At 41.5% G+C, this 23,897-nt stretch carries 22 protein-coding genes; 12 read left to right on the top strand and 10 right to left on the bottom strand.

All coding sequences use genetic code 11. The features are described from left to right. Positions 1 to 96: 96 nt before the first annotated feature. Complete coding sequence (locus NWP25_RS18070) at positions 97 to 1,629, top strand: SagB/ThcOx family dehydrogenase (RefSeq protein ID WP_280651364.1); 1,533 nt, start codon at positions 97 to 99, stop codon at positions 1,627 to 1,629. A 163-nt stretch (positions 1,630 to 1,792) separates the two neighbouring features. Here NWP25_RS18070 and NWP25_RS18065 read toward each other — a convergent pair whose 3' ends face one another. Beyond that, complete coding sequence (locus NWP25_RS18065) at positions 1,793 to 2,827, bottom strand: CobW family GTP-binding protein (RefSeq protein WP_280651365.1); 1,035 nt, start codon at positions 2,825 to 2,827, stop codon at positions 1,793 to 1,795. 186 nt (positions 2,828 to 3,013) lie between these two features. On the opposite strand from NWP25_RS18065, the gene cysS reads away from it, so the two are divergent. From cysS to NWP25_RS18045, 4 genes are all read left to right on the top strand, one after another. Then, positions 3,014 to 4,492: a cysteine--tRNA ligase gene (cysS, locus tag NWP25_RS18060; RefSeq protein ID WP_280699928.1), complete on the top strand. Its 1,479-nt coding sequence runs from the start codon at positions 3,014 to 3,016 to the stop codon at positions 4,490 to 4,492. Between the two features lie 47 nt (positions 4,493 to 4,539). After that, positions 4,540 to 5,694: an AI-2E family transporter gene (locus tag NWP25_RS18055; protein WP_280651367.1), complete on the top strand. Its 1,155-nt coding sequence runs from the start codon at positions 4,540 to 4,542 to the stop codon at positions 5,692 to 5,694. Between the two features lie 129 nt (positions 5,695 to 5,823). Beyond that, a complete protein-coding gene (locus NWP25_RS18050) occupies positions 5,824 to 7,257 on the top strand; it encodes a TldD/PmbA family protein (RefSeq protein WP_280651368.1) in 1,434 nt (477 codons plus the stop codon). 72 nt (positions 7,258 to 7,329) lie between these two features. Beyond that, the gene (locus NWP25_RS18045; protein ID WP_280657634.1) at positions 7,330 to 8,676 is read left to right on the top strand and encodes a TldD/PmbA family protein; all 1,347 of its coding nucleotides are present in this window, start codon (positions 7,330 to 7,332) and stop codon (positions 8,674 to 8,676) included. A gap of 161 nt (positions 8,677 to 8,837) precedes the next feature. Here NWP25_RS18045 and NWP25_RS18040 read toward each other — a convergent pair whose 3' ends face one another. Together NWP25_RS18040 and coaD are read right to left on the bottom strand one after the other, a co-directional pair. Then, entirely contained in the window at positions 8,838 to 9,506 is a 669-nt protein-coding gene (locus tag NWP25_RS18040) for a DivIVA domain-containing protein (RefSeq protein ID WP_280651369.1), read from the bottom strand. Further along, a complete protein-coding gene (gene coaD, locus NWP25_RS18035) occupies positions 9,416 to 9,967 on the bottom strand; it encodes a pantetheine-phosphate adenylyltransferase (RefSeq protein WP_280651370.1) in 552 nt (183 codons plus the stop codon). Before coaD ends, NWP25_RS18040 begins: the two co-directional genes overlap by 91 nt. Before the next feature lie 451 nt (positions 9,968 to 10,418). Here coaD and lgt point away from each other — a divergent pair, with 451 nt between their 5' ends. Further along, positions 10,419 to 11,300, top strand: coding sequence for a prolipoprotein diacylglyceryl transferase (lgt, locus tag NWP25_RS18030; RefSeq protein ID WP_280651371.1), 882 nt, complete (start codon positions 10,419 to 10,421; stop codon positions 11,298 to 11,300). A 189-nt stretch (positions 11,301 to 11,489) separates the two neighbouring features. Then, positions 11,490 to 12,272: a precorrin-4 C(11)-methyltransferase gene (gene cobM, locus NWP25_RS18025; protein ID WP_280651372.1), complete on the top strand. Its 783-nt coding sequence runs from the start codon at positions 11,490 to 11,492 to the stop codon at positions 12,270 to 12,272. A gap of 143 nt (positions 12,273 to 12,415) precedes the next feature. Here the strand turns inward: cobM and NWP25_RS18020 are convergent, their stop codons facing one another. The 3 genes from NWP25_RS18020 to gloA all read right to left on the bottom strand — a co-directional run bounded on the left by NWP25_RS18020 (position 12,416) and on the right by gloA (position 14,602). Beyond that, positions 12,416 to 12,874: a VOC family protein gene (locus NWP25_RS18020; protein WP_280657609.1), complete on the bottom strand. Its 459-nt coding sequence runs from the start codon at positions 12,872 to 12,874 to the stop codon at positions 12,416 to 12,418. A gap of 27 nt (positions 12,875 to 12,901) precedes the next feature. Further along, positions 12,902 to 13,921, bottom strand: a complete 1,020-nt coding sequence (locus tag NWP25_RS18015) for an aldo/keto reductase (protein ID WP_280651374.1) — start codon at positions 13,919 to 13,921, stop codon at positions 12,902 to 12,904. 291 nt (positions 13,922 to 14,212) lie between these two features. After that, positions 14,213 to 14,602, bottom strand: a complete 390-nt coding sequence (gene gloA / locus NWP25_RS18010) for a lactoylglutathione lyase (protein ID WP_280699957.1) — start codon at positions 14,600 to 14,602, stop codon at positions 14,213 to 14,215. 533 nt (positions 14,603 to 15,135) lie between these two features. On the opposite strand from gloA, the gene eno reads away from it, so the two are divergent. Next, a complete protein-coding gene (gene eno, locus NWP25_RS18005; protein ID WP_280651375.1) occupies positions 15,136 to 16,425 on the top strand; it encodes a phosphopyruvate hydratase in 1,290 nt (429 codons plus the stop codon). A 50-nt stretch (positions 16,426 to 16,475) separates the two neighbouring features. Here the strand turns inward: eno and argC are convergent, their stop codons facing one another. Continuing rightward, complete coding sequence (gene argC, locus NWP25_RS18000) at positions 16,476 to 17,534, bottom strand: N-acetyl-gamma-glutamyl-phosphate reductase (RefSeq protein WP_280651376.1); 1,059 nt, start codon at positions 17,532 to 17,534, stop codon at positions 16,476 to 16,478. Between the two features lie 278 nt (positions 17,535 to 17,812). Between argC and ribBA the strand changes: the two genes are divergently transcribed. Further along, positions 17,813 to 19,597 carry a bifunctional 3,4-dihydroxy-2-butanone-4-phosphate synthase/GTP cyclohydrolase II gene (ribBA, locus tag NWP25_RS17995; RefSeq protein WP_280699926.1) on the top strand — a complete coding sequence of 595 codons (1,785 nt, stop codon included), beginning with the start codon at positions 17,813 to 17,815 and terminating at the stop codon, positions 19,595 to 19,597. On the opposite strand, the gene NWP25_RS17990 is transcribed toward ribBA, so the two are convergent. The 3 genes from NWP25_RS17990 to NWP25_RS17980 form a co-directional block, all read right to left on the bottom strand. Then, positions 19,587 to 20,474: a peptidoglycan recognition protein family protein gene (locus tag NWP25_RS17990; RefSeq protein WP_280657611.1), complete on the bottom strand. Its 888-nt coding sequence runs from the start codon at positions 20,472 to 20,474 to the stop codon at positions 19,587 to 19,589. The two genes, ribBA and NWP25_RS17990, sit on opposite strands and share 11 nt — an antisense overlap. Before the next feature lie 171 nt (positions 20,475 to 20,645). Next, complete coding sequence (locus NWP25_RS17985; RefSeq protein ID WP_280651379.1) at positions 20,646 to 21,140, bottom strand: hypothetical protein; 495 nt, start codon at positions 21,138 to 21,140, stop codon at positions 20,646 to 20,648. Positions 21,141 to 21,475: 335 nt separating this feature from the next. Further along, on the bottom strand, positions 21,476 to 21,943 hold the full coding sequence (locus NWP25_RS17980) for a hypothetical protein (RefSeq protein ID WP_280651380.1): 468 nt from the start codon (positions 21,941 to 21,943) through the stop codon (positions 21,476 to 21,478). Between the two features lie 77 nt (positions 21,944 to 22,020). On the opposite strand from NWP25_RS17980, the gene cas6 reads away from it, so the two are divergent. Genes cas6 through NWP25_RS17965 form a run of 3 tightly spaced genes read left to right on the top strand, consistent with a single transcriptional unit; the run spans position 22,021 to position 23,835 of the window. Continuing rightward, the gene (gene cas6, locus NWP25_RS17975; protein WP_280651381.1) at positions 22,021 to 22,875 is read left to right on the top strand and encodes a CRISPR-associated endoribonuclease Cas6; all 855 of its coding nucleotides are present in this window, start codon (positions 22,021 to 22,023) and stop codon (positions 22,873 to 22,875) included. A 12-nt stretch (positions 22,876 to 22,887) separates the two neighbouring features. Beyond that, on the top strand, positions 22,888 to 23,472 hold the full coding sequence (gene cas4, locus NWP25_RS17970) for a CRISPR-associated protein Cas4 (protein ID WP_280699924.1): 585 nt from the start codon (positions 22,888 to 22,890) through the stop codon (positions 23,470 to 23,472). 3 nt (positions 23,473 to 23,475) lie between these two features. After that, on the top strand, positions 23,476 to 23,835 hold the full coding sequence (locus NWP25_RS17965; protein WP_280699922.1) for a CRISPR-associated endonuclease Cas1: 360 nt from the start codon (positions 23,476 to 23,478) through the stop codon (positions 23,833 to 23,835). Positions 23,836 to 23,897: the final 62 nt, after the last annotated feature.

Here is a 23,897-nt window from a genome sequence, read left to right as displayed (position 1 = left end):
GGAACCTTAATTAAAACTTTGTACTAATTAACACGAAATAATGAGGCTGATGAATGCCAAGATCAAAAATAGAAAGCTAACAGTATTTAAATTAATATGCCAGAAATACACGAATCCATCGCTCAACACTACCACGAACGCACTAAATACGATCCTGAGACTTTGGCCGCTAAATCTCAAGGTTTAGACTGGGCTAAACAACCAGTACCATTTAAAGAGTACAAAATAGGCTCAACTTTCGACCTCAAACCCCATATTCAACAAACATCAGAAAGATTTGCTAATAATCCTGAGGCTCAATGGTGGCAAAGACTATCTCGCCTACTATTTCGCAGTTATGGACTCACAGCCAGAATGCCATCCATGGGGAGCACTATATATTTACGAGCTGCCCCCAGTGCCGGGGGGTTATATCCAGCAGAAGTTTATGTAGTATCCCGTGGTACGCCATTATTACCACCCGGACTGTATAATTACCAATGTCGCACTCACTCACTGATGCATTATTGGGAAAGTGATGTTTGGCCAGCTTTACAGTCAGCTTGTTTTTGGCATCCAGCCATTGAAAATACCCAATTAGCAATAATCATTACCGGGGTTTTTTATCGTTCAGCATGGCGATATGAAGACAGAGCCTACCGCCGCATCTGCCTAGATGCAGGACATTTGCTAGGCAATATCGAGTTAGCTGCAGCCATGAACGACTATCGCCCCCATTTAATTGGCGGTTTTGTGGATCAAGCAGTCAATGATCTACTTTATATTGATTCCGAACAAGAAGGAACCCTGGCAGTTCTACCTCTAGCAGACTTATTGGATATCCAACAAAATCTACCATTGGGATGTACAGCTTTGCCTTCTGCTTGTGAAACCAACTATCCCCTCATCCCCGATGGTCAACTGCTGAAATATTTTCATATTCATACCCAAATTCCCCCAGATGTCACTGGTAAAGTGAACTTACCAAAAGTTAAGCCACAAAAAACCTGGGAAGATAAATACAATTTTTCTTTCTGTTTAAAAATTCCCACAGCCACCGCCCCCATTGACTGGGGTTTAAAACTCTCAGATTTGGAAAACACCATGTACAAGAGACGTTCCACCCGGGCCTACAGTGGTGAAGCTTTAACCTGCGATGAACTCAAAAGCTTACTTGATTTCACTTATCAACCACAGAATTACCTGCACCAAAGTTTAGATAGTTCCCCAGACTACTTTGATTTAAGTTTAATTGAAACATTTATTGCTGTCAGTTCCGTAAAAGGACTAGAGTCAGGCTGTTACTATTACGCCCCCAAAGCCCAAGAATTAAGACAAATTCGCTTTAAAAACTTCCGCACAGAGTTACACTTTCTCTGCCTGGGACAACATCTAGGTAGGGATGCTGCCGCCGTCCTTTTCCATACAGCTGACCTTAAATCAGCCATAGCTCAGTACGGCGATCGCGTTTACCGTTATTTACACATGGATGCTGGACATTTAGGACAGAGGTTAAATTTAGCCGCAACTCATTTAGGTCTAGGTGTCAGTGGTATTGGTGGCTTCTTTGACGACCAAGTAAACGAAATTTTAGGCATACCTGCCGATGAAGCCGTCATATATGTGACAACCCTCGGAAGACCAAGGTAAAACAACCACCCTCTGTCAAACCGACTTCAGCTATGATACAGGGAATTTATTCCCTGATTTCCTCCACCGGAGGAACTAACTGTGATTAATGCAACTTTTTAAACTGGCAAAATCAATATACACCCCTTGGCCTATCACCAGGGAAATTTGTTCACCTCAACTTCTACGAAGAGACAGAAACACAATTTTCTAACTGAGTCATCAAAGTGTCACGATCCAAATCTTGACCAATCAGCACCAACTGAGTTTTCGGCGTACCTTTCCATTCATCATCCTCTATGGTAAAACGTTTACCGCAAAGGTGGAAAATATGACGACTCCGACTTTCTTCAAACCAGATAATTCCCTTTGCCCGGAAAATATTTGCGGGTAATTGATTATCTAAAAAATTCTGAAACTTTCTAATGGCAAAAGGCTTGTCACTTTGGAAAGATATAGACGTAAAACCATCATTTTCTAAATGGTGGGAATGATGATCATGGTCCTGTTCACATTGTGAGTGGTCATGGTGGTGGTCATCATGATCATGTTTATCTACATGGAAATACTTGTCAGATGTACATAGACCCACGCTGAGAATTAAAGGCAATGGAACTTGTGAGCGCTCGGTGCGGATAATTCTTACACCTTCTTTGACTTCATTAATTTTGCGTTCCAAGTCATTCAAAGCAGCCTCATCAACCAAATCTGCCTTATTGAGTATAATGATGTCACCATAGGCAATTTGACTATATGCCGCCTGAGAATTAAATAAATCCAGGCTATAATTAGCAGCATCTACCACAGTAATAATCGAATCGAGACGAGTTAAATCTCGTAATTCTGTACCCAGAAACGTTAAAGCCACTGGTAACGGGTCTGCCAATCCTGTGGTTTCTACAACCAAATAATCTATATTTGGTTGACGTTCTAAAACTTGATAAACCGCATCTACTAAATCATTATTGATAGTGCAGCAAATACAACCGTTACTCAGAGCCACCATATTTTCTTCGGTGGAAACAATTAGCTCGTTATCAATGCCAATTTCCCCAAATTCATTCACTAAAACAGCAGTTTTTAAACCTTGTTGATTATTGAGGATATGATTTAATAAAGTTGTTTTTCCACTACCAAGAAAACCAGTAATAATCGTCACTGGCAGTCCTTGTTTAGGCGCATCCATTCCTGTAAATTTGGAACTAACTACTGATTGCATAGCGGTGTGATTAAATATCTAAAACTAAGTAATTGGTAATTGGTAATTACGATTACGTCAAGGTTTGATTTTTTGAGTAGGTATGGTTTATTTTCACCTTGGCGTACTAGCATAAGGATGATGGGCTGTTATTGCAGCTGTTTTCCCTTATTATTACCTATCTCCAGATTTGATCATTACTGTGTTATGACCCTAACTCTTTACAACACTCTCACCCGTCGTCAAGAACCTTTGACAACAGTAGAACCAGGCAAAGTGAAAATGTACTCCTGCGGTGTGACGGTGTATGATTACTGCCATTTGGGTCATGCCAGAGCTTGTATGGTTTGGGATGTAGTTCGTCGCTACCTCCAGTTTATGGGTTATGAAGTGCGCTACATCCAAAATTTTACCGATGTTGATGACAAAATTCTCAAGCGAGCGCGGGAAGAACATTCATCGATGGAAGCAGTGGCTGAACGCTATATTAACGCCTATTTCGAGGACATGGATCGCCTGGGAATCAAAAAAGCCGATGAATATCCCCGTGCGACTCACTTCATGAATGGTATTCAACGATTAATTCATGAGTTGGAAAATAAAGGTTTTGCTTATCCAGCAGAGGGGGATGTTTACTACTCAGTGCGCCAGTTTGATGATTATGGCAAGCTTTCTGGGCGTAAGTTAGAAGATATGCAAGCAGGTGCAGGCGATCGCACAAAGTACAGTGCCGGGGGTAATCCCGTACAAACAACAGACCCAGAATATCACAAAAAGAAAGACCCCCTTGATTTTGCCTTATGGAAAGCCGCCAAACCAGGAGAACCGTCTTGGCAATCACCCTGGGGCCCTGGTCGTCCAGGATGGCACATTGAATGCTCGGCAATGGTGCGCCATCGCTTGGGTGAAACAATAGACATTCATGCTGGTGGTGCTGACTTAATTTTCCCCCACCATGAAAATGAAATTGCCCAATCTGAAGCAGTTACCGGTAAGCCCCTAGCTTGTTACTGGCTACATAACGGCATGGTCAAAGTTGATGGTGAAAAAATGTCTAAATCCTTGGGCAACTTTATCACCATTCGCGACTTGCTCAACACTGGCGTTGAGCCAATGGCCCTTCGCTTATTTGTCCTCATGGCCCAATATCGCAAACCAATTGACTTTACCGATGAAGCCATCGCCGCTGCAACCAACGGTTGGCACACCCTCAAAGAAGGTTTACTGTTTGGCTATGAATATGGTGAAAAACTGGGCTGGGAACTACAAAGCGAAAAAAGTTTAAGTTCTGATATCTACATTCAGCGTTTTCAAGCAGCAGTCAATGAAGACTTTAATTTTCCTGGTGGGTTAGCAGTGTTATTTGAATTAGCTAAAGAACTGCGTCGGGAAGGAAATATTATTGTCCATCAAGGAAAATCCCTAACACCCGCAGCTGAACTACAAAAACAGTGGCACACTTTAGTGATGCTGGCAGAGGTTTTTGGTTTAGTAGCCCAGCCAGAATCCACAATGGCCACCACCCAAGGTTTAAGTGATGGCGAAATCGAGAACTTAATTCAACAACGCCAAGCAGCCCGTCAAGCCAAGAACTTTGGCGAAAGCGATCGCATCCGTGATCAACTACAAGGACAAGGTATTACATTAATTGATAGTCGCGATGGTACTCGCTGGCATCGTAACTAAATTATGACTGATGACTGTTGATTATTCACTAATGAGCAATGAGCAAAATGACTAATAAACAGCGTAAGTCCATATCCTTATTTGACCTCTGGCTAATTGTAGGCACTTTCTTTGTAGTGGTCTTACTCTGGCAATTACGTAACTTATTGGTAACTTTAATGATTTCCGTGGTCTTAGCAGCAGCCATCGCGCCTTTAGTTAATGCTGCGGAAAAATTGCGTCTTCCCCGTTGGCTAGGAGTAATACTGGTCTATATCACCCTCATTTCTGGTTTAATTGGCTTAGGTTTAATTATTGGGCCATCTGTTTCTGAGCAAATTCAGCGATTAGCGAGTAGACTGCCAATTTATTTAGATAACTTACTGCAAGCAGCAGAAAATCTCGCTTTGCGATTGGGAATCACTCAAATAGAATTAGTAGAACAATTTTTTGACCTGCAATCCGTAACTAATTGGTTATTTCGTTCCAGTCAACAGCTCCTTGTCCGTTCCTTCGGCTTTACTCGTGGCTTCATTGGCGGGGTAGTCAATTTGATTTTGGCATTGGTGATGTCAGCCTATATGGTAGCTGGAAGTAAAAATTTAATTAAAGGTTTGGTGAGCTTGTTTCCCCAACCCTGGGAACAACGTCTCGCCCACCAGGTTATACCCATTTCTCGCCGTATGGGGGGATATATTCAAGGGCGAGTTTTAGTTTCCGCTATTTTAGGTTTTGTCATCACCATAGGCTTGAGAATTTTAGGACTATCAGAATTTGCCTTAGCCTTGGGGGTAATTGCAGGGTTTACAAACTTAATTCCCTTTGTCGGACCAGTATTAGGAGCAATTCCGGCGTTAATTGTGGCCATTCCTCAAGGTGACTTGACTTTTGTATGGGTACTGCTGTTATTTCTCATGATTCAAAATCTAGAAACCTATCTACTTGATCCCTTGCTAGTAGGTTCTTCAGTGCGAGTCCATCCCTTGTATCAACTTTTAGCCGTACTGGGAGGAACACAAGTTTTAGGCATTGTTGGCGCTGTGATCGTTCCCCCTTGGGTAGCTGGAATAGGTGTGCTGGTGGAAAATCTTTATTTACAGCCAAAATTGTTAAATGAACAACAATCCCCCATTTACAAATTGGCTGTAAGTTCCGATGCTAATCAAGCAATCACAGATTCAGATGACATATCCCCAGCTGTTTCTAAAACCAGCGAAAAATAAATTAATCTTCTTCTTTAAAAAAGTGAAACGATCCCCCCAATTTTTTCAAAAATTAGGGATCTGATTCCAGGAAAATACAACTTGATTAATACGTAATTTTGTACTATAAATAATAATTTAACTCTGAATATGTGGTCTGAACTTTCACTAGCTGTCACTACTTTCGATATTCCAGCTGATTGGATTGGTATTAGAGCCGTCAAAGAAAATTGCTCTACCCGTCGTGTTCGAGATGGTCTACCCCAAATCAATGGCAAAACTTCCACCATGGGGGCAATGCTGGAAGTTTTAGTTAATGGTTGTCTCGGTTATGCAGCGACAAATTCTTTGGAATTGCCATCACTACAAGCAGCAGCCCAAGCAGCTTATCAACAAGCAATAACAGCCGGTCAATGGTGGATATATCCCTTCAAAGAAACTGAACGCCCCAAAGTCGTGGGTGAATACTACTCTCCCCACTTGCAACCATTAGATGCCTTAACTCCCGGAGAAATCAACCACCTGCTAGTACGCATCTGCGAAAAACTCAAGGTTGATCACAAAATCGTTCAAACCACAGCCAGCGCCACCACTACTGAGAGAGAAAGTTGGTTTGTCAGCACCAACGGCTCACAAGTGTATCAAAAAATCATCTCTTTAGGAACTCATTATGGAGCCATAGCTCAAGATGGTGCAATCGTCCAACAACGCAGCAACAACGGATGGCAAGCACATTGCTATCAAGGTGGATGGGAACTATTAAAACAAGACCAATTATGGCACCGGGTGCAGCAAATTGGCGAACAAGCGGTGGAACTTTTAACAGCTCCAGAATGTCCCAACACCTCCACCAATTTAATGTTAGCACCAGATCAAATGATGCTCCAAATTCACGAAAGTGTAGGACATCCTCTAGAAATTGACCGGATTTTGGGAGATGAGCGCAACTACGCCGGCGGTAGCTTTGTCACAATCAGCGACTTTGGTAAACTACCCTACGGTTCCTCCCTCATGAACATTACCTTTGACCCCACTGTACCCGGTCAATTTGCCAGCTACAGTTTTGATGACACAGGGGCAGTAGCAACACGAGAATATGTAATTAAAGAAGGAATACTACAAAGGGGTTTAGGCAGTTTAGAGAGTCAAGCCAGATCAGGTGTGTGCGGTGTAGCTTGTGCCCGTGCTTGCTCCTGGAATCGTCCGCCTATTGACCGCATGGCTAACTTAAATTTAGAGCCAGGAAACACCTCTCTAGAAGAAATGGTTGCCAATATAGAACATGGCGTTTACATGGAATCTAATCGGTCTTGGTCGATAGATGACCGTCGTTATAAATTTCAGTTTGGTTGTGAATACGCCAAATTAATTGAAAATGGTAAACTCACTCAAACCCTACGTAACCCCAACTATCGCGCCACCACCCCAGAATTTTGGCACAGCCTCACCCAAGTAGGCAATGCAGATAACTGGGAAATGTATGGTACAGCTATGTGTGGCAAAGGAGAACCCAATCAAGCTATTTGGGTAGGACACGGTTCACCTGTTTGTCTATTTGCTAATGTTGAGGTCTTTAGTCATTAGCCCTTGGGCTACCCTTAGGGTGACGAACGGTACACAGGGTAAATAATTAGTCATTGCTACCGATTTTTAATGATGAAACTTGCTGAATTGTCTACTTTAGAAACCAACTTTAATCACCTAATAGAAACTCTAATTACCAAAAAAACACCAACTGAAGAGTTTACCATTAGACTTAGCAGCGAACAAAGCCAATTTACTCGTTTCAATCATGCCAAAGTCCGACAAACAGGTTTAGTTGCTGATGGTTCCCTAGAATTGACTTTAATGGCAGATCAACGCAGTGGTTTTCGCGTGTTTCCTTTGACTGGAAACTGGGATATAGATTGGCAAATAGCATACACAGCTTTACTCGAACTCAGGGAAGAACTTACTTTATTACCAATTGACCCCTACTTAGTTTTGCCATCAGGAAACAATACCAGTCGAGAAGTCAATCCGGGTCAACTATTAGCAACAACATCAGTGATACCAACAATATTAGAAATGGTCGCTGAATTAGATTTTACTGGTATGTATGCCGGTGGAGTGGTCATTAAGGGTTATGGTGATTCTCAAGGTCAAAAACACTGGTTTGCAACAGATACCTTTACCTTAGATTACTCACTCTTTAATCATTGTGGACAAGCGGTTAAAGGCATATTTGCAGGTAGTCATTGGGATGAGACAGCTTACATTGCCAAAATTAACGAAGCCAAACAACAACTGCAATTACTTTCTCGTCCAGTTAAACAATTAACCAGGGGAAAGTATAAAACTTATTTTGCACCCCCAGCCCTTGCGGATTTATTGGGTATGCTTTCTTGGTCAGCCGTAAGTGAAGCTGATTTACAACAAGGAAACAGCGCTTTTGCGTTGCTATCCCGCCAAGAAAAACAACTTTCGCCCAAATTTAGTTTAAAGGAAAACTTTCAACAAGGCTTTGTACCACGATTTAATGAATGGGGAGAAATGGTAGCCCCAGAATTACCTGTAATTACACAAGGAATTTTAGTCAATACATTAGTAAATTCTCGCACAGCTAAAGAATATGGCAAAACCTGCAACGGTGCCAACAGTTCCGAAACATTACGTGCCCCGGAAATTAGTCCAGGGAACTTAGATTTTGAGCAAATTTTGCCCAGTTTAGACACAGGACTATATATATCCAATCTGCACTACTTAAACTGGAGCGATAACCCCACCGGCAGAATTACAGGTATGACCCGTTATGCTTGCTTTTGGGTAGAAAACGGTGAAATCATTGCCCCCATCGAAAACTTACGCTTTGACGAAAGCCTCTATCGCTTCTGGGGAGACAACCTCATACAACTCACTAATTTCCAGGAATTTATCCCTGAAGTTGGCACTTATGAACATCGCCAATTAGGAGGTAGTCTAGTTCCAGGAATGTTGGTAGATGATTTCACCTACACCCTTTGACATACTCACCGACCTAGAACGTCGATGCTTTTTGACGGTTCACAGCAACCAGCCACTCCTGATACATTTGCAGCACCTTGGAGGAATCTGAGGTACGGATCATGATAAAACTTTTGTGGGGTGGGCATTTTGCCCGCTCTTGTACCTACTCAGATAATCAACTATTTGTTATGAATAAACTTAGAATCACCCCTTTGTGACGATTCCTGGCGTAATTGTTGCCGCCCATTCGTAATAATACGTAACATATCCTTTAAATCTTGTTCGATACCTTCAAGAACAGTGTCAGCGTATTCATCAGCCCCATTTTCAATATCTTGAGCTTGAGCTATGGCGGTTTGTCGCAATTCATCTAATTCTTGTTGACAAATCAGCCGCTTGTGTTCAATTTCCGCCAGAGTTGCTTGCATTATTGCGTCACACTCTTGCTGAACCTTGATCCGTAACTCTTCAGCTTCTTTTTCCGCCTCTTTGAAAATATCACTTTCAGCTAAAATTTGGGCTCGTTTCCCTTGGGCTACTTCAACAATTCGCTGTCCATATTCCTCAGCTTCCAGCAAAATCTCATCCTTTTGTTGTAGGATGGCAGCGGCTTCATGAAAAACCTCTGGTAACGAAATGCGAATAAAGTCAATTTGTTCTATCAGCTTGTCTTCATTGACCAGAGTCCTTCCGGTCAAAGGTATACGAAACCCATAGAGAATTAAATCCTCTAAACGATTGAGTTCCTCCAAAATATCTACATTTCCCGTTCGGTTGGGATGTTCGTCAAAGGAGGTATAACTTCCGTTGTCGTTGGGTTGGCCATTGGAGAGGTGTGGTTGTAGCATTTGTATATATCTTGGGCAATTTGTTGGGGAACAAGATGGTCAATAGATCCGCCAAACCTTGCAATCTCTTTTACCACACTACTACTTAAAAAACTATACTCATTTGATGTGGCTAAAAAAACTGTTTCTATTTGAGTAGAAATTGTCTTGTTAGTATGAGCCATTTGTAACTCTACTTCAAAGTCCGAAATTGCCCGTAAACCCCGCAATAAAACCTGGGCGTGTCGTTTTTGAGCATAATTCACCGTCAGACCATCAAAACCGTCCACTTCCACATTAGAAAGATGTTGAGTAGTAAGGCGAATTTGGTCTAGTCTTTCCTGTACAGTAAACAGTGGTATTTTTTGAGGATTTCGTAACACAGCTACAATCACCTGCTCAAACAGCCGACTACCACGCTCAATGATATCAAGATGACCTAAAGTAATGGGATCAAAGCTGCCCGGATAAATAGCAATCACAAAATTTTAGATGTATCAAAGCTACTTATGTCAGTATAAGGCATTGAGTAGTGAGTATGATTAATTTCCCCTACCCAATTCCCCAGCTTCCATTCCTTGCCCCTAGTTCCGGTTAAATTTGCTTTAACAATATCAACCGCTCTTTGGTTAGTCAGTAACATAGATAAGGGATTGCCAAATATTTCCTCTAGAAACTTTACTATAAATCTTACCTCGTATTAATATACCCCCAAGGAGGTGATATTGAGTCCTACACCAAATTAACTGCGGCGAGATAGCCCCTAAATTCCATTGATGGGGGTTAGCCCCAGGAGAATTTATTCCCCGTCAAGTCTGTTTTTGGCTTTGAATAATTCATATCGTAAACCTTGCCTACCATGGCTTTAGCCTGGGTAAAAGTCAAGCTCACTAACTATAACCCCCGTAAATTTAGTTAAATAGGTATTTTTCTATGGTATTGGATATTTTAACTGTTCTGCCCTTAGGGTTTGAATTCACTTCTCCAGGCCCAGTGATCGTGGATATAGGTCCAATTAGTCTCCGTTGGTATGGCTTGTTAATTGCCACAGCAGTATTAATCGGTGTTACCCTTTCCCAGTATCTAGCTAAATGCCGTTGTGTTAACCCAGAGTTAATCAGTGATTTATCAATTTGGCTAGTTATTGGCGCTATTCCCGCCGCACGGCTCTATTATGTTTTGTTTCAATGGTCAGAATACTCCCAGCATCCAGAGCGAATCATTGCTATTTGGCAAGGCGGAATTGCTATTCATGGAGCGATTATTGGTGGTATTCTAGCAGCTTTAATTTTTGCCAAAGTCAAGCAAATATCTTTTTGGCAACTAGCTGATTTAGTTGCACCTGCGCTGATTTTAGGGCAAGCAATTGGACGTTGGGGAAATTTCTTTAACTCCGAAGCTTTTGGTCGTCCCACTAATTTACCTTGGCGGCTATATATTCCACCAGAAAACCGTCCTCCAGCCTTGGCTAATTTTGAATACTTCCATCCCACATTCCTGTACGAATCAGTGTGGAATTTACTTGTATTTACCTTGCTAATGATTTTATTTTGGCGGGATTTATCTGGTAAGCCCCGGTTGCCCCTAGGCACCATATTTTTAGTATATCTAGTAGCTTATAGCTTAGGTCGCTTGCAGATTGAAAGCTTTCGCATTGATAGCTTAATGCTTGGGCCATTGCGCGCTGCACAAGTTGTTAGCTTAATCAGTATTTTTGTGGGATTAGCGCTTTTGACATGGCTATACATACTTAAACGCCCTTTACCCGATGTAGTTCCTCCATCAACAGCCGATGCAGAAATGAGAGGAAATTAACTGGTTTTGAATACCCAACCGGAAAAAAATGCCCTAGAGAATACTCTAGGGCTTAACCAGGGTGCATCTACCATTCATTTCTACTAGCAATAAAGGCTTGATCCGGAAAGTAACTGGAAAAATCCCCCTAGAGACTTTTCCAGAATTTATATTTCTAGAAAACTACTTAAATTACAACCCAAATTCTGTATGAAACATGGTCAAAATATTCTGCCTGCAACAGTTTATATTGTAGGAGCAGGCCCCGGAGATCCTGATTTACTAACAGTTAAAGCCCAAAAATTACTAACTGTTGCAGATGTAATTTTATTTGCTGACTCCTTAATCCCACCAGAAATTGTGGATTTATGTCGCCAAGATGCAGAAATTATTCCCACTGCCAATAAAACTTTAGAAGAAATTCTAACACTGATGGTTGCAAGAGTGCGATCGCACAAATCTGTGGTTCGTCTTCATTCTGGGGATCCCAGTCTTTACAGTGCTGTCCATGAGCAAATGCAACTTTTAGCAGATGCAAATATTCCCTTTGAGCTTATCCCTGGTATTAGCGCCTTTCAAGCCGCAGCTGCGAAACTGAAAATAGAATTGACTGTCCCCGGCTTAGTGCAAACCATTATTCTCACCCGCATCAGCGGGCGGACAAAAGTCCCAGCTAAAGAAGAATTAGCTACCCTCGCCGCACATCAGGCTAGTCTTTGTCTTTATCTCAGTGCGCGTCACATTGACAACGCCCAAGAACAACTTTTAGAACACTACCCACCAGAAACCCCCGTAGCCATTTGCCATCGCATCGGATGGCCTGATGAAAAAATCATCGTTGTTCCCCTGAACCAAATGGCACAATCTACTCATCAACAAAACTTAGTTCGCACCACACTATACGTCATTAGTCCAGCACTTTTACCAGCACAAGGGCGATCGCGTTTATATCATCCAGAACACAATCATATATTTCGTTCATCTCATCATTAGTGAATCCCGCAGTTAGGGCAGTTTTTTTGTGGAAATATATTCCCTAGGGCCTGTTTAACTCAGCCTGAGATAATTCGTTTATGAAATCCTGAGAAATACCCGGTTTACAAAACCGGGGAAGCTTAATAATTGCTGATTACAAATTACTGAGGATTACAACGAATCTCCAACATAAAGCCATCCGGGTCATAAAAGTATACGCCTTTACCAGTAGGGCGACTGACCGGGCCATGGGCAATGGCTATGTTATTTTCTTTGAGTACAGCTACAGCTGTGTCAAATAAGCGTGGGTCTATATCAAAGGCTAAATGGTATGCTCTGGTAAAAGTTTTTTCAGGATTTTGGTCTGGTGGTGATAGTTCTGGTTCCCAAAACAAGTCTAGAACCGTACCATCGGGAGTTACGAAGTTAGCAACTTTCCCTGTATTGACAAGTTCTACTAAAGTGGCTGGTACTTCAGAACCTGTAAGTTCATGCAAACCTAAAACATTACCGTAAAAGTGACGTGAAGCCTGCATATCCTGAACATTGAGAGCAATATGATGAACACCACGCAAATTTCCGGCTACAAGACTGGTTTTGGCAGTAGTGGTAGGTTGCATAGGATAAACTGCTCCTGTTGATTTGAGTTAACGCCGATATTCGTCCCCACAGTCACCAATTATTTGATATAAATCCCGTGACTGACCGCATATAGAATTAATGCTATCCCTATCTTCTTTATCTAATGTAAAACTAAATATTTTGCCATTGTCCTCTATATGTTGAGATATACTCAGTCTTGCCCCTACTATTACACCCCCCACAGTTGGTTGGTCTAAGATGTAACGCACTGCGACATTAGAAATACTTACCCCGTAGCGGTCAGCAATTTGCTTAAGTATAGAAAGCAACTCCTGAAACAATCGCCAACTACCCCAAGCATCCACCATGTTTTTATATTTTTTTAAACTTACCGTAGCTAATTCATTAGCTCGCGGTTCCGGTTTACCTAAATATTTCTCTGATAACAAACCACCGCACACCGAACCGTAAGTAAACAGCTTTATATCATGGTGTTGACAAAAAGGCACCATATTTACTAAGGGACGGAGATCCACTAAAGAAAATTGTACTTGATTAGAAACTATCTTAATTCCCGCATCAATAATAATTTTCAAGTGTTCTGTATCAAAATTAGTCAAAGCTAAATGCTTTATCTTGCCTTCTGTTTGCAGTTCTGCCATATACTTTAGGGCATCTAGATAATTTTTATCCCGATATTCCCACCAATGAAACTGCATTAAATCCAAGGATGGTACATTCATCCTTTTTAAAGAAATATTAATATTTTCCTCCACCAGTTGTTTAGTCATTTTTCCCGGACGAGGAACCCATTTGGTAAAAGCTTGGATATTATTTAAAGCTTCTTCACCACGGGTCTCAGTGACTTGACGACGAAACTCACCAATAAAATCTTCTGCCGGTCCATAATGGTCTGCTAAATCCCAAGTGGTAAAACCTGCATCTACATATTGAAACATATTCTCAATAGCACCTTGAGTATTGATGCGCCCGTGTCCACCAGAAACTTGCCACATACCATTGAGTATCCGGCAAATATTTAAATCTGGAGTGAATTGCAGTCGGCTTTGTGCTGATAAGGTCATATTCTTTTTTTAAGCTTTTTTATAGGGAACAGGGAACAGGGAACAGGGAATTAGGTTAACATCAGAAGTGTTGAATCCTGCAATAAAAATTTACAATTTTTGCGTTTTACCCAGATAAAGTTCATTGTCTATTAAGAATAGAGTCATTAATTGCTCAAATTTTGTATCACAGATGTACAACTTGGACAGTCAACAGTCAACAGTCAACAGTGAACATAAATAAATACAAATTAAATATATTCCCCACATTCCCCCACCTCCTTGAAAAATCCGGTAGCTGGTGTTTACAAATTACGACTTATTTGTTTGAATCAGTTCAACTTTATATCCATCTGGATCTTCCACAAAAGCAATTACCGTGGAACCGTGTTTCATAGGTCCTGGTTCCCGCGTTACCTTCCCCCCCAGCTTTTTAATTTCTTCGCAAGTACTGTAAATATCATCAACACCAAGGGCAATATGACCGTAAGCATTGCCCAAATTGTATTTTTCTACGCCCCAGTTATAAGTTAATTCTATAACAGTATTTTCACTTTCATCACCATAGCCGATGAAAGCCAAAGTAAATTCTCCCCCTGGATAATCCTTTTTCCGCAATAATTTCATTCCCAGGATGTCGCAGTAAAACTTTAAAGACTCATCTAGGTTCCCTACCCGCAGCATTGTGTGTAGTAATCGCATATTCACCTTTGGTTTCATTATCTCCTTCATATAGTATCAGCAATTTACAAACCCCACAGATAGCAAAATCCCTCAGATACTTGACCCACATAAAGAACCATCTTAAAATCAATAAAACTTCATTAATTAGTAGTTACCATATCTCCCCAGTTTAATAAAATTAACCTTACAGCTAAAAATTTTCAATTAATACAATTAGGTACTTTACCCACATAACAAACCAAGTTAAAATTCCCACAGGCTAATTCATTGGTAAGTTAAGTTATCCCCCTGTAGCTAGCCTTGCTGTTGTTGTTCAAAACTGTCATGAACCGAGCCGTCCCAGAAATAAGAATTACCCTAGGGAGAAGCTCTCCTTTAAAAGAGCCATTAGAAATCATCACCCCTGGGGTGGGAAATCTTCTTTAATCTGAGTGAATTTAGCCCCAGAAACACATAAACTAACGATTGGGTTATCGATAAACCCATAGGGTTATCGCTAAACTGTGAGGTCTTGACCTTTGAATACCATAGATACAAAGAGCGAAACACCAATGACTAAATTTCTGGACACTGCCATTGAGGCCGTTGTTGCCCGTGAAATTCTCGACTCACGAGGTAGACCAACAGTAGAAGCAGAAGTACATTTAGCCAACAACGTCATAGGCCTAGCCCAGGTTCCTAGTGGTGCATCAACGGGTACTTTTGAAGCCCATGAACTTCGGGATGGAGACAAAACCCGCTATGGAGGTAAAGGTGTACTCAAGGCGGTACAGAATGTCAATGAAGTAATTGCACCAAAGTTATTAGGTTTTGATGCCCTCAACCAGGAACTGTTAGACCGGACAATGATTGCTCTGGATGGTTCTGGAAATAAATCTAACTTGGGTGCTAATGCAATTTTGTCGGTTTCTTTAGCAGCTGCTAAAGCCGGTGCGGCTGCTTTGGATGTTCCCTTATATCGCTATTTGGGCGGACCTTTGGCGAATTTATTGCCAGTACCCTTAATGAATGTCATTAACGGAGGCGCACACGCCGCCAATAACGTGGATTTTCAAGAGTTTATGATTGTTCCCGTGGGAGCACCTTCTTTTAAAGAAGCCTTGCGTTGGGGTGCGGAGGTCTTCGGAACCTTGAGCAAGGTGTTAGACGAAAAGGGTTTATTAACTGGCGTTGGAGATGAAGGTGGTTTTGCCCCTAACCTAGAGTCCAATCAAGTAGCCTTGGAATTACTTGTAGCTGCTATTCAACAAGCCGGTTACAAGCCTGGTGAACAGGTAGCTCTAGCCCTAGATGTAGCTGCAAGTGAGTTTTACCAAGATGGGCAGTATGTTTATGATGGTAAACCCCACACCCCCAGTGAATTTATTGATTACCTCAGTCAGTTAGTTGACCAATATCCCATTGTGTCTATTGAAGATGGCTTGCATGAGGAGGATTGGCAAAGCTGGGAACTGCTCACCGAAAAGCTGGGTTCTTCTGTGCAGTTGGTGGGGGATGATTTGTTTGTTACTAATGCTACTCGCCTACAAAGAGGCATTGAGCAAAAAGCAGGTAACTCTATTTTAATTAAGCTAAATCAAATTGGTTCACTAACAGAAACTCTAGAAACCATTAACTTGGCAACTCGTAATGGTTTTAGGTCAGTCATTAGCCATAGGTCTGGAGAAACAGAAGATACTACCATTGCTGATTTGGCTGTAGCCACCCGGGCTGGTCAAATTAAAACAGGTTCCTTGTGTCGTAGTGAACGAGTGGCAAAGTATAATCGACTACTGCGTATTGAACATGAGTTAGGCCATCGCGCTGTTTATGCTGCCACAGTGGGGTTAGGTCCTAAGTAAGAGGTAGGATTGGGGAAGGGAGTTAGCTTTCCCTGCTCCCCAATGCCCCATTAAGGATAAAAACCTAATTTAGGCAATCCCAAGGTTTCATCCCAAGCCATCATCAAGTTCAAGCACTGTATTGCTTGGCCTGCTTGTCCCTTAATCAGGTTGTCAATTGCTGACATGACAATTACTCGCCCTGTACGGGGGTCAACTTCCACCCCTATGTAACAAAGATTGCTACCACACGCCCATTTAGTTTGGGGATAAATGCCACTTTCGCAAATTTTCACCCAGGGAGCATTGCGATAAAAAGCGTTATAAATGGTAATTAAATCATCTCGCACTAATCCAGGATCCCGGAGTGTGGCATATACTGTAGATAAAATTCCCCGCACCATTGGCACAAGATGGGGGGTAAATTGCACCGTCACTTCATGACCTGCTAAATCACTACAAATTTGCTCAATTTCTGGGGTGTGACGGTGACGCACAACACCGTAGGCCCCTAGGGAGTTATCAGCCTCAGCCAACAATAAGTTCACTTTCCCCTGTCGTCCACCACCGGATGTTCCAGATTTGGCATCAATAATAGCGCTGGCTGGGACAATTAAGCCTTGTTTGAGCAAGGGTGAAAGCGCTAACAGGCTGGCGGTGGGGTAACACCCAGGACAGCCAATTAACTGGGCTTCGGCAATGCGATCGCGGTACAATTCCGGTAATCCATATACTGCTGTAGCGGCAATGTGGCCATCGCTTCTTTTAATGCCATACCAGTCTGTATATGTTGTTAAGTTGTTGAATCGATAATCTGCGCTTAAATCCAGGACTTTACATCCTTTTGCACATAATTTTGGGGCAATTTCCCAAGCCAGACCATTGGGTAGAGAAAGGAAAACCACTTCACAACGGTGAGCAATAACCTCTGGATCCACTGGTTCTACTTGCAGCTCAACTAAATGAGCTAAGTGCGGATACAGTTCACCAAAGGATTTACCTGCACTACCATCACCGCCTAAATAAACTAGTTCCACTTCTGGATGTTCCAACAGTAATCTTACTAGTTGTACTCCCCCATAGCCTGACGCGCCAACAATTCCCACAGGTACGCGTCTAAAATTACTCATAATTATCAAATCCTTATGCGTTTTCAGTTAATTTGGTTGTCAATTATCAAATATCAGGCCAAAAATACCAGGGGCACAATACACTAGTCATCCCACAGGTACTTCAAAAGCGATTTTTTGTTTTTATCATCGGTTGTGGCTAGATTCTACACTGCCCTTGGTCATTGGTGATTGATTATTGGTCAAATCAAAAAATTGCTCATCCTCTGTTAAACGAGCTACAATTTAAAATAAGAAATTGTTAAAAAAATTTACTTTTTGGTAGCTAGTAATTTTCTGTGTCAAAGCCTAAGCCTACGGGACAGTCTCACTCTACCCCCTTAAATGGGGAAAACCCCACGGATGTCACCCCTGACAAAAAAGAAAAAATTGATAGTGGTGTCTCCTTACCTCCTAACTTTAAATTTGATTCCATTGATGCTGCTTTGGCAGACTTGAAAGCAGGCCGAGCCGTTGTGGTGGTAGATGATGAAAATAGAGAAAACGAAGGGGACTTGATTTGTGCTGCCCAATTTGCCACACCGGATATGATTAATTTCATGGCGGTGCAAGCTAGAGGGTTAATTTGTCTAGCCATGACAGGCCATCGCTTGGATGAATTAGATTTACCATTAATGGTGACTAACATCACAGATACCAACCAAACTGCTTTTACTGTTAGTATTGATGCTAGCCCAGAACTAGGTGTAACCACTGGTATTTCAGCCGAAGACCGCGCCCGTACCATCCAAGTTACCTTGAACCCAGGGACAAAACCCACAGATTTACGTCGTCCTGGTCACATTTTTCCCATTCGGGCTAAGGCGGGAGGTGTACTAAAACGGGCAGGACATACAGAAGCATCTGTTGATTTATCTCGACTAGCAGGGCTATACCCAGCCGGGGTGATTTGTGAAATTCAAAACCCTGATGGTTCAATGGCGCGTTTGCCCGAATTAATTGACTATGCAAAAAATCACAACCTCAAAATTGTCAGCATTGCCGATTTAATTAGTTATCGCCTACAACATGACCGCTTAATTTATCGTGAAGTCGTTACTAAACTACCCAGCCAGTTCGGTCAGTTTGATATCTATGCCTATCGTCACACCGTAGATAATACAGAACACGTAGCCATTGTCAAGGGTAACCCAGATAATTTTAAAGATGAACCTGTAATGGTGCGGATGCACTCAGAATGCTTAACAGGTGACGCTTTGGGTTCCTTGCGTTGTGACTGTCGAATGCAGTTAGTAGCCGCATTAAAAATGATTGAAAGCGCTGGTCAAGGTGTAGTAGTTTATCTCCGCCAAGAAGGGCGGGGAATAGGGTTAATTAATAAACTCAAAGCCTATTCCTTGCAAGACATGGGACTGGATACAGTAGAAGCAAATGAGCGCCTGGGTTTTCCCGCCGACCTGCGGGATTATGGTATGGGGGCGCAAATGCTTATGGACTTAGGGATTAAAAAAATTCGCCTCATCACCAACAACCCCCGCAAAATCGCCGGAGTTAAAGGTTACGGTTTAGAAGTAGTTGACCGCTTGCCATTGTTAATTGAAGCTAACGATTACAACTCTTACTACCTAGCCACTAAAGCCCAAAAGCTAGGTCATATGCTGTTACAAACTTATTTAATCACAGTGGCAATTCACTGGCAAGATGACCCGCAATCAGTTGCCCAACGCTATGAACGTTTAGAGAACTTGCGGCTTTTAGCAAAAAATAATCATTTACTTTTACAAGAAGAAGCCCGCCCCCTGGGGTTAGCCTTGTTTACTCACCCATCTTTAACAGTACACTTAGGGTTTGACCAAGCAAACGTCGCTGCTAGTGATTGGTATCAGCAACATGACCATCCTTACCTGCAAGCAATTTTTCCCATACTTGACCATTTGGTAACTTCGCCTTATGTGCAAAAGTTAGAATTTCTAATTTCTTCTGGTAGCGACCCCCTGATTAACCTCCAAGTGCAACTAGATAGACAGATTTTTTCCTTTGACACCCTACCCTCCACTCTACGCCATGGCTTGGCAACTCAGCAAATTTACAGCTTCATCAGGGAAAAAGATTTTAATTCCTAGACTGATAAGTGGGAGTCAATTCGCGATAGCCATGGAGCAAGCGCAAAAATTTATCTTCATCAAAACTGATAGGGTCAGCTCTTTGTCCAGAACGATCCACAGCTGCATGGGTGGTAATGCGATAGTCTGGGACTTGACTTTGAGCAATTAACCAGGCCAGGGAATTATATTGAACTTCTGTATAACCGCTATGAGACTTGAGAAGATTCTTACCCCAAGCATCACGGGGTGTTTCCAAAGAAACGTGATAAGCAAAATTATTCACAGAAGCAGCCAAATCAGGATTAGTTTTCACAGTTTCCGGACCGTTGGGACCATCAAAAACCGAATTACCAGCACCAAAAGCCCGTTTATCTGGGGGAACTAAATAAATAATTGTGCCATCCCTCCCAACTATGGCGTGATAACTCACTTGTAGACTCTCATCTTCGTGGGGTGTTTGAAAAAAATTAACAGCACTAGAAGCAGAATTACTGGTTTCATGGAGAACAATAATAGCTTGATTGTTCACCGGCAAGCCGTTAACATCCTGAGAATATCGCTCTCCATAATTAGTGGGGTCCACAGCCGCAATTTCATAGTTGGGTTTATACCTACTAAAAGCCTCAGTAGTTCTGTATCTTTGAGAATTTTCATTATTTGTAACTGGAGCAGTCTGTAAATCTACTGTTGATTTATTTTCTACTAAAATATTTGCTGATTGTAATTTTGCTTGTGGATATTGACTCCAGTCAGTAGTTATGCTGTTAACATTGGCAGGAGGGGTAATTGTGTTACTGGTTTTGTCTGTAATTTTCCCTAGAGATAATACAAACACCATAGCAGTTAACATCAGAGAAATTACCAACACCTTACTTGCCCAATCTTTAAACCTCATTGTGACAATATTGCGAGAATATTTAAAATTCAAGTAAAATTATACCAAAAAAGTTACTATCCCCCCACTGCTGTCTAGAACCCAAATTCAAATATTAGCTAAAACTACTAGCTAAAAGCTGTAGCTTTTGTTGCTAATTTTCCCACACCAGAAAAATGTGCGTTGTTTAAGTCATAGGTTTATTTTTGTTACTCCTTCCACTTCCTTCATTACGTCATTAATGGGAACTAATCTGCCAACCGTTGTATAACAGCCACCGTTAAATATCGGTGTTGTTGTAGAACGTTCTCGAAAGCGGTTAATATTTTTGACAAACCACTCCCGTGTTAACGGCATTGGTAGCTCATACAAAGTTTTTTTTACTATAAAGTAGTAAAATATAAAATGTGCTTCTGTATACATAAAGCATCCCGGAGTTTGCCTTTCTCGGTTACTGTAGGTCTCAAAGAAAAAATTTCCAGTTTTGTGGTAGCGATCGCCTTTAATTTCTATCAAAATTTCTTGATTTTCAGTTCTCCAAATTAAATCAATATCGCGTTTTTGAAACAATGGATTACTTTCAACATTAACTATTTCAATAGTTTCGGGTAGGGTTTTTAACCAGTTACTAATATCATTGGTAGCTATGCTAGCTACTTTCAACCCATCATTCATGCTATAAGACATAATTTACTATTCCATAAATAACTTGGTTCCATATTAAACAACTTTCCTAACTTCAAAAAACCTGTATAAAAATGTACAGTTTGCCATTCCCCTGTGCCAAAAACCAAGCCTAGGTAAAAATTTAGACCTTTTAAGAGAATTGCCATTAATTCAGTTCCCTACACAGTGGACATGCTTATTATTCAAAATTCCCGTCACCTTTAGGAATTATCCTTATTTTCAGAGGCTGATAATTTTTCCCAGATTTTTTTATACTCTTTTTTAATTTCATCTGCTAATATGTGGGGAGTTAAAATTTCGCCACCTCCCCCATACTTCAAAATCCTCTGACGAAACTAAAACCAACAATCTATAGTTGCCTCAATATCACAGTATTTTCCTTGAGGATCTCGGTAAATAACTTTTTCATCCTTGCCACAGGGTTGATAATTAGATAATTCCCCCCTTGTGCGATGGCGAGTTTTTAATGTAAGAAAATCCCAGGATAGCCAATGAGTAGTGGATGCAGAACCAACATCAACCCTAAGAAGTTCTGGAACATCCGACTCTGTTAACTTACCGATGCCTTGAATTTGACTACCTTGATCTGAAAAACCCATACCAGAAAGCAAATATGCAGCCATCCCTAAGGCTTGTCGCTGTCCAGTAGACAGCAGTAGGGGAAAGTTTGATTCAACTAATTTATAAGGGCTGTGAGTACTGCTATCCATCTTAATCCCGCAGTCTCTGAGTTTGTCAATGGTGCCGGTGAGTCTTTGCTTAACATCAGCATCAGCACATTTACCACGCTGTTCCAGAAACATTGACAGCAATTCCACATTAACCACCGAAAAATATCAACAATTACCAGACCAATTTTATCTACCAACAAAAGTATTTTATGGAGCAAGAAGTCTTGTTGCCACAGCATAAATTTACCACATTACATTCAATTGTTGTAGAACTAGCAGCTGCGGATGTGGGGGATATTCCTCCTACTTTATCTCGTGCATTACACGCCGTAGTTTTCAATTGGTTAACAATAGCAAATCCATCCATAGCTCAAGCCATTCATGCCAGTCAAAATTCACCATTAGCCATTTCCAGATTGTTAGGAAACCGCCGTCGAAGCGGGGTGCGTTTAGGGGATTATTTCTATTTTCGCATTTGCTTATTAGATGGAAGTTTAATTGAACCTTTAATCCAGGGTTTTGAACAGTTAGAAAACCAAACTTTATCACTAGCTAATTTTCCCTTTGTTATTCGTAATATGTACACACTTCCAGGGACACATGAATTAGCCGGTGCAGCCGATTATGTATTGTTATCTAATCCTCCCCAGGTTTTCAATGATATTGAATTACATTTTTTATCACCTACTAGCTTTAAACAAGACAAAAATGTACAGACTTTTCCCTTACCGGAATTAGTCTTTAACTCTCTACTGCGACGGTGGAATATTTTTGCGCCGGAACAATATCATTTTGCTAATTGTCAATGGAATGCTTTAGTGACAGCTTATGAACTGAAAACCCATGCACTGAAAATGGAAGGAGGTCCAGAAATTGGAGCGCAAGGTTGGGTAAATTACCGATTTAGTAGCTATGAAACTGCCAGAGTTGCAACTGTTTTAGCCAATTTCGCCTTTTTTGCCGGTGTGGGACGAAAAACCACCATGGGAATGGGACAAACCCAACTAGTAACTCCAACTCACAAAAATCAAACTTTCAAGAAACCTCATTCAAAGCAACACTGAGGTTCATATTAAATGAACGAACAATCCTATCTCCCCCTAGCTTATCTAAATGCTTGGGAATATTGCCACCGTCGTTTTTTTCTGGAATACCAACTTGGGGAAAATGCTGACAATGAACATATCATCATTGGTCGCCATCTGCACCGCCATGTTGATAACGAAGGTAAGACCTTAGAAGGTGATAAGGTGGTTTATCAACATCAGTGGGTGTGGTCCCATCGCCTGATGATTAACGGTGTCATTGATGCGGTGGAAGAAAAACATAACCAACTAATTCCTGTGGAATTCAAAAAGGGACCCATGGGCAACTATCTCAACGACCATTTTCAACTTTGTGGTGCTGCTTTGTCCCTGGAAGAACGCACTGGAAACATTATTCCCTATGGAGAGATTTTTTACCATGCTAACCGTCGCCGGCAACGGGTAAATTTTACACCTGCATTGCGACAAGCTACAGAACAAGCAATTCAAGCTGCACGGGCTACCATTACAGGGAAAATACCTCCACCCATAGACCATCCCAAAAAGTGTGTACATTGCAGCTTGCAGAAAATTTGTTTACCCAAAGAAATCAAAAAATTACGTCTTGAGGTTTAAATTATGTCCATTCTGTATGTAACTCAGCCCGATGCTGTTCTCAGTAAAGCTGCTGAAGCCTTTAAGGTAGCCTTAAAACAAGAAGATGGTGGTTGGGAGAAAAAGTCCGTTCCCGCTCAAACCGTAGAACAAGTAGTATTAATGGGCAATCCACAAATAACTGGTGATGCCCTGGTGTATGCTTTAGAGCTAGGAATGCCCGTACATTACCTTTCCGGTTTTGGCAAATACCTAGGTTCAGCACTTCCAGATTACTTCTTACTCATAACTCCTTACTCATCAATGAAACCCCCTCGCGGGATTGAAACAAACATTAGTAGGGACGTATTGCAATACGTCCCTACACAACTCTCAAATCAATGAAACCCCCTCGCGGGATTGAAACATAGTAGTCAACAAGCTAATACTTTTGTTGTTAGTGCTTT

The sequence above is a fragment of the Umezakia ovalisporum Ak1311 genome (genome assembly GCF_029891685.1).
Lineage (GTDB): Bacteria > Cyanobacteriota > Cyanobacteriia > Cyanobacteriales > Nostocaceae > Umezakia > Umezakia ovalisporum.
This window is presented reverse-complemented; position numbering and strand designations above follow the sequence as displayed.

What these genes read in the sequence shown, in the direction of transcription:
- cas4 (WP_280699924.1), top strand. Translation starts at nt 22,888, where the DNA reads ATGAACGAACAATCCTATCTCCCCCTAGCTTATCTAAATGCTTGGGAA.
- cysS (WP_280699928.1), top strand. Translation starts at nt 3,014, where the DNA reads ATGACCCTAACTCTTTACAACACTCTCACCCGTCGTCAAGAACCTTTG.
- eno (WP_280651375.1), top strand. Translation starts at nt 15,136, where the DNA reads ATGACTAAATTTCTGGACACTGCCATTGAGGCCGTTGTTGCCCGTGAA.
- NWP25_RS18055 (WP_280651367.1), top strand. Translation starts at nt 4,540, where the DNA reads ATGACTAATAAACAGCGTAAGTCCATATCCTTATTTGACCTCTGGCTA.
- lgt (WP_280651371.1), top strand. Translation starts at nt 10,419, where the DNA reads ATGGTATTGGATATTTTAACTGTTCTGCCCTTAGGGTTTGAATTCACT.
- NWP25_RS18040 (WP_280651369.1), bottom strand. Translation starts at nt 9,506, where the DNA reads ATGCTACAACCACACCTCTCCAATGGCCAACCCAACGACAACGGAAGT.
- NWP25_RS18050 (WP_280651368.1), top strand. Translation starts at nt 5,824, where the DNA reads ATGTGGTCTGAACTTTCACTAGCTGTCACTACTTTCGATATTCCAGCT.
- NWP25_RS18020 (WP_280657609.1), bottom strand. Translation starts at nt 12,874, where the DNA reads ATGCAACCTACCACTACTGCCAAAACCAGTCTTGTAGCCGGAAATTTG.
- NWP25_RS18045 (WP_280657634.1), top strand. Translation starts at nt 7,330, where the DNA reads ATGAAACTTGCTGAATTGTCTACTTTAGAAACCAACTTTAATCACCTA.
- NWP25_RS17985 (WP_280651379.1), bottom strand. Translation starts at nt 21,140, where the DNA reads ATGTCTTATAGCATGAATGATGGGTTGAAAGTAGCTAGCATAGCTACC.
- argC (WP_280651376.1), bottom strand. Translation starts at nt 17,534, where the DNA reads ATGAGTAATTTTAGACGCGTACCTGTGGGAATTGTTGGCGCGTCAGGC.
- cas6 (WP_280651381.1), top strand. Translation starts at nt 22,021, where the DNA reads ATGGAGCAAGAAGTCTTGTTGCCACAGCATAAATTTACCACATTACAT.
- NWP25_RS17980 (WP_280651380.1), bottom strand. Translation starts at nt 21,943, where the DNA reads ATGTTTCTGGAACAGCGTGGTAAATGTGCTGATGCTGATGTTAAGCAA.
- NWP25_RS17965 (WP_280699922.1), top strand. Translation starts at nt 23,476, where the DNA reads ATGTCCATTCTGTATGTAACTCAGCCCGATGCTGTTCTCAGTAAAGCT.
- NWP25_RS18070 (WP_280651364.1), top strand. Translation starts at nt 97, where the DNA reads ATGCCAGAAATACACGAATCCATCGCTCAACACTACCACGAACGCACT.
- NWP25_RS17990 (WP_280657611.1), bottom strand. Translation starts at nt 20,474, where the DNA reads ATGAGGTTTAAAGATTGGGCAAGTAAGGTGTTGGTAATTTCTCTGATG.
- gloA (WP_280699957.1), bottom strand. Translation starts at nt 14,602, where the DNA reads ATGCGATTACTACACACAATGCTGCGGGTAGGGAACCTAGATGAGTCT.
- NWP25_RS18065 (WP_280651365.1), bottom strand. Translation starts at nt 2,827, where the DNA reads ATGCAATCAGTAGTTAGTTCCAAATTTACAGGAATGGATGCGCCTAAA.
- NWP25_RS18015 (WP_280651374.1), bottom strand. Translation starts at nt 13,921, where the DNA reads ATGACCTTATCAGCACAAAGCCGACTGCAATTCACTCCAGATTTAAAT.
- cobM (WP_280651372.1), top strand. Translation starts at nt 11,490, where the DNA reads ATGAAACATGGTCAAAATATTCTGCCTGCAACAGTTTATATTGTAGGA.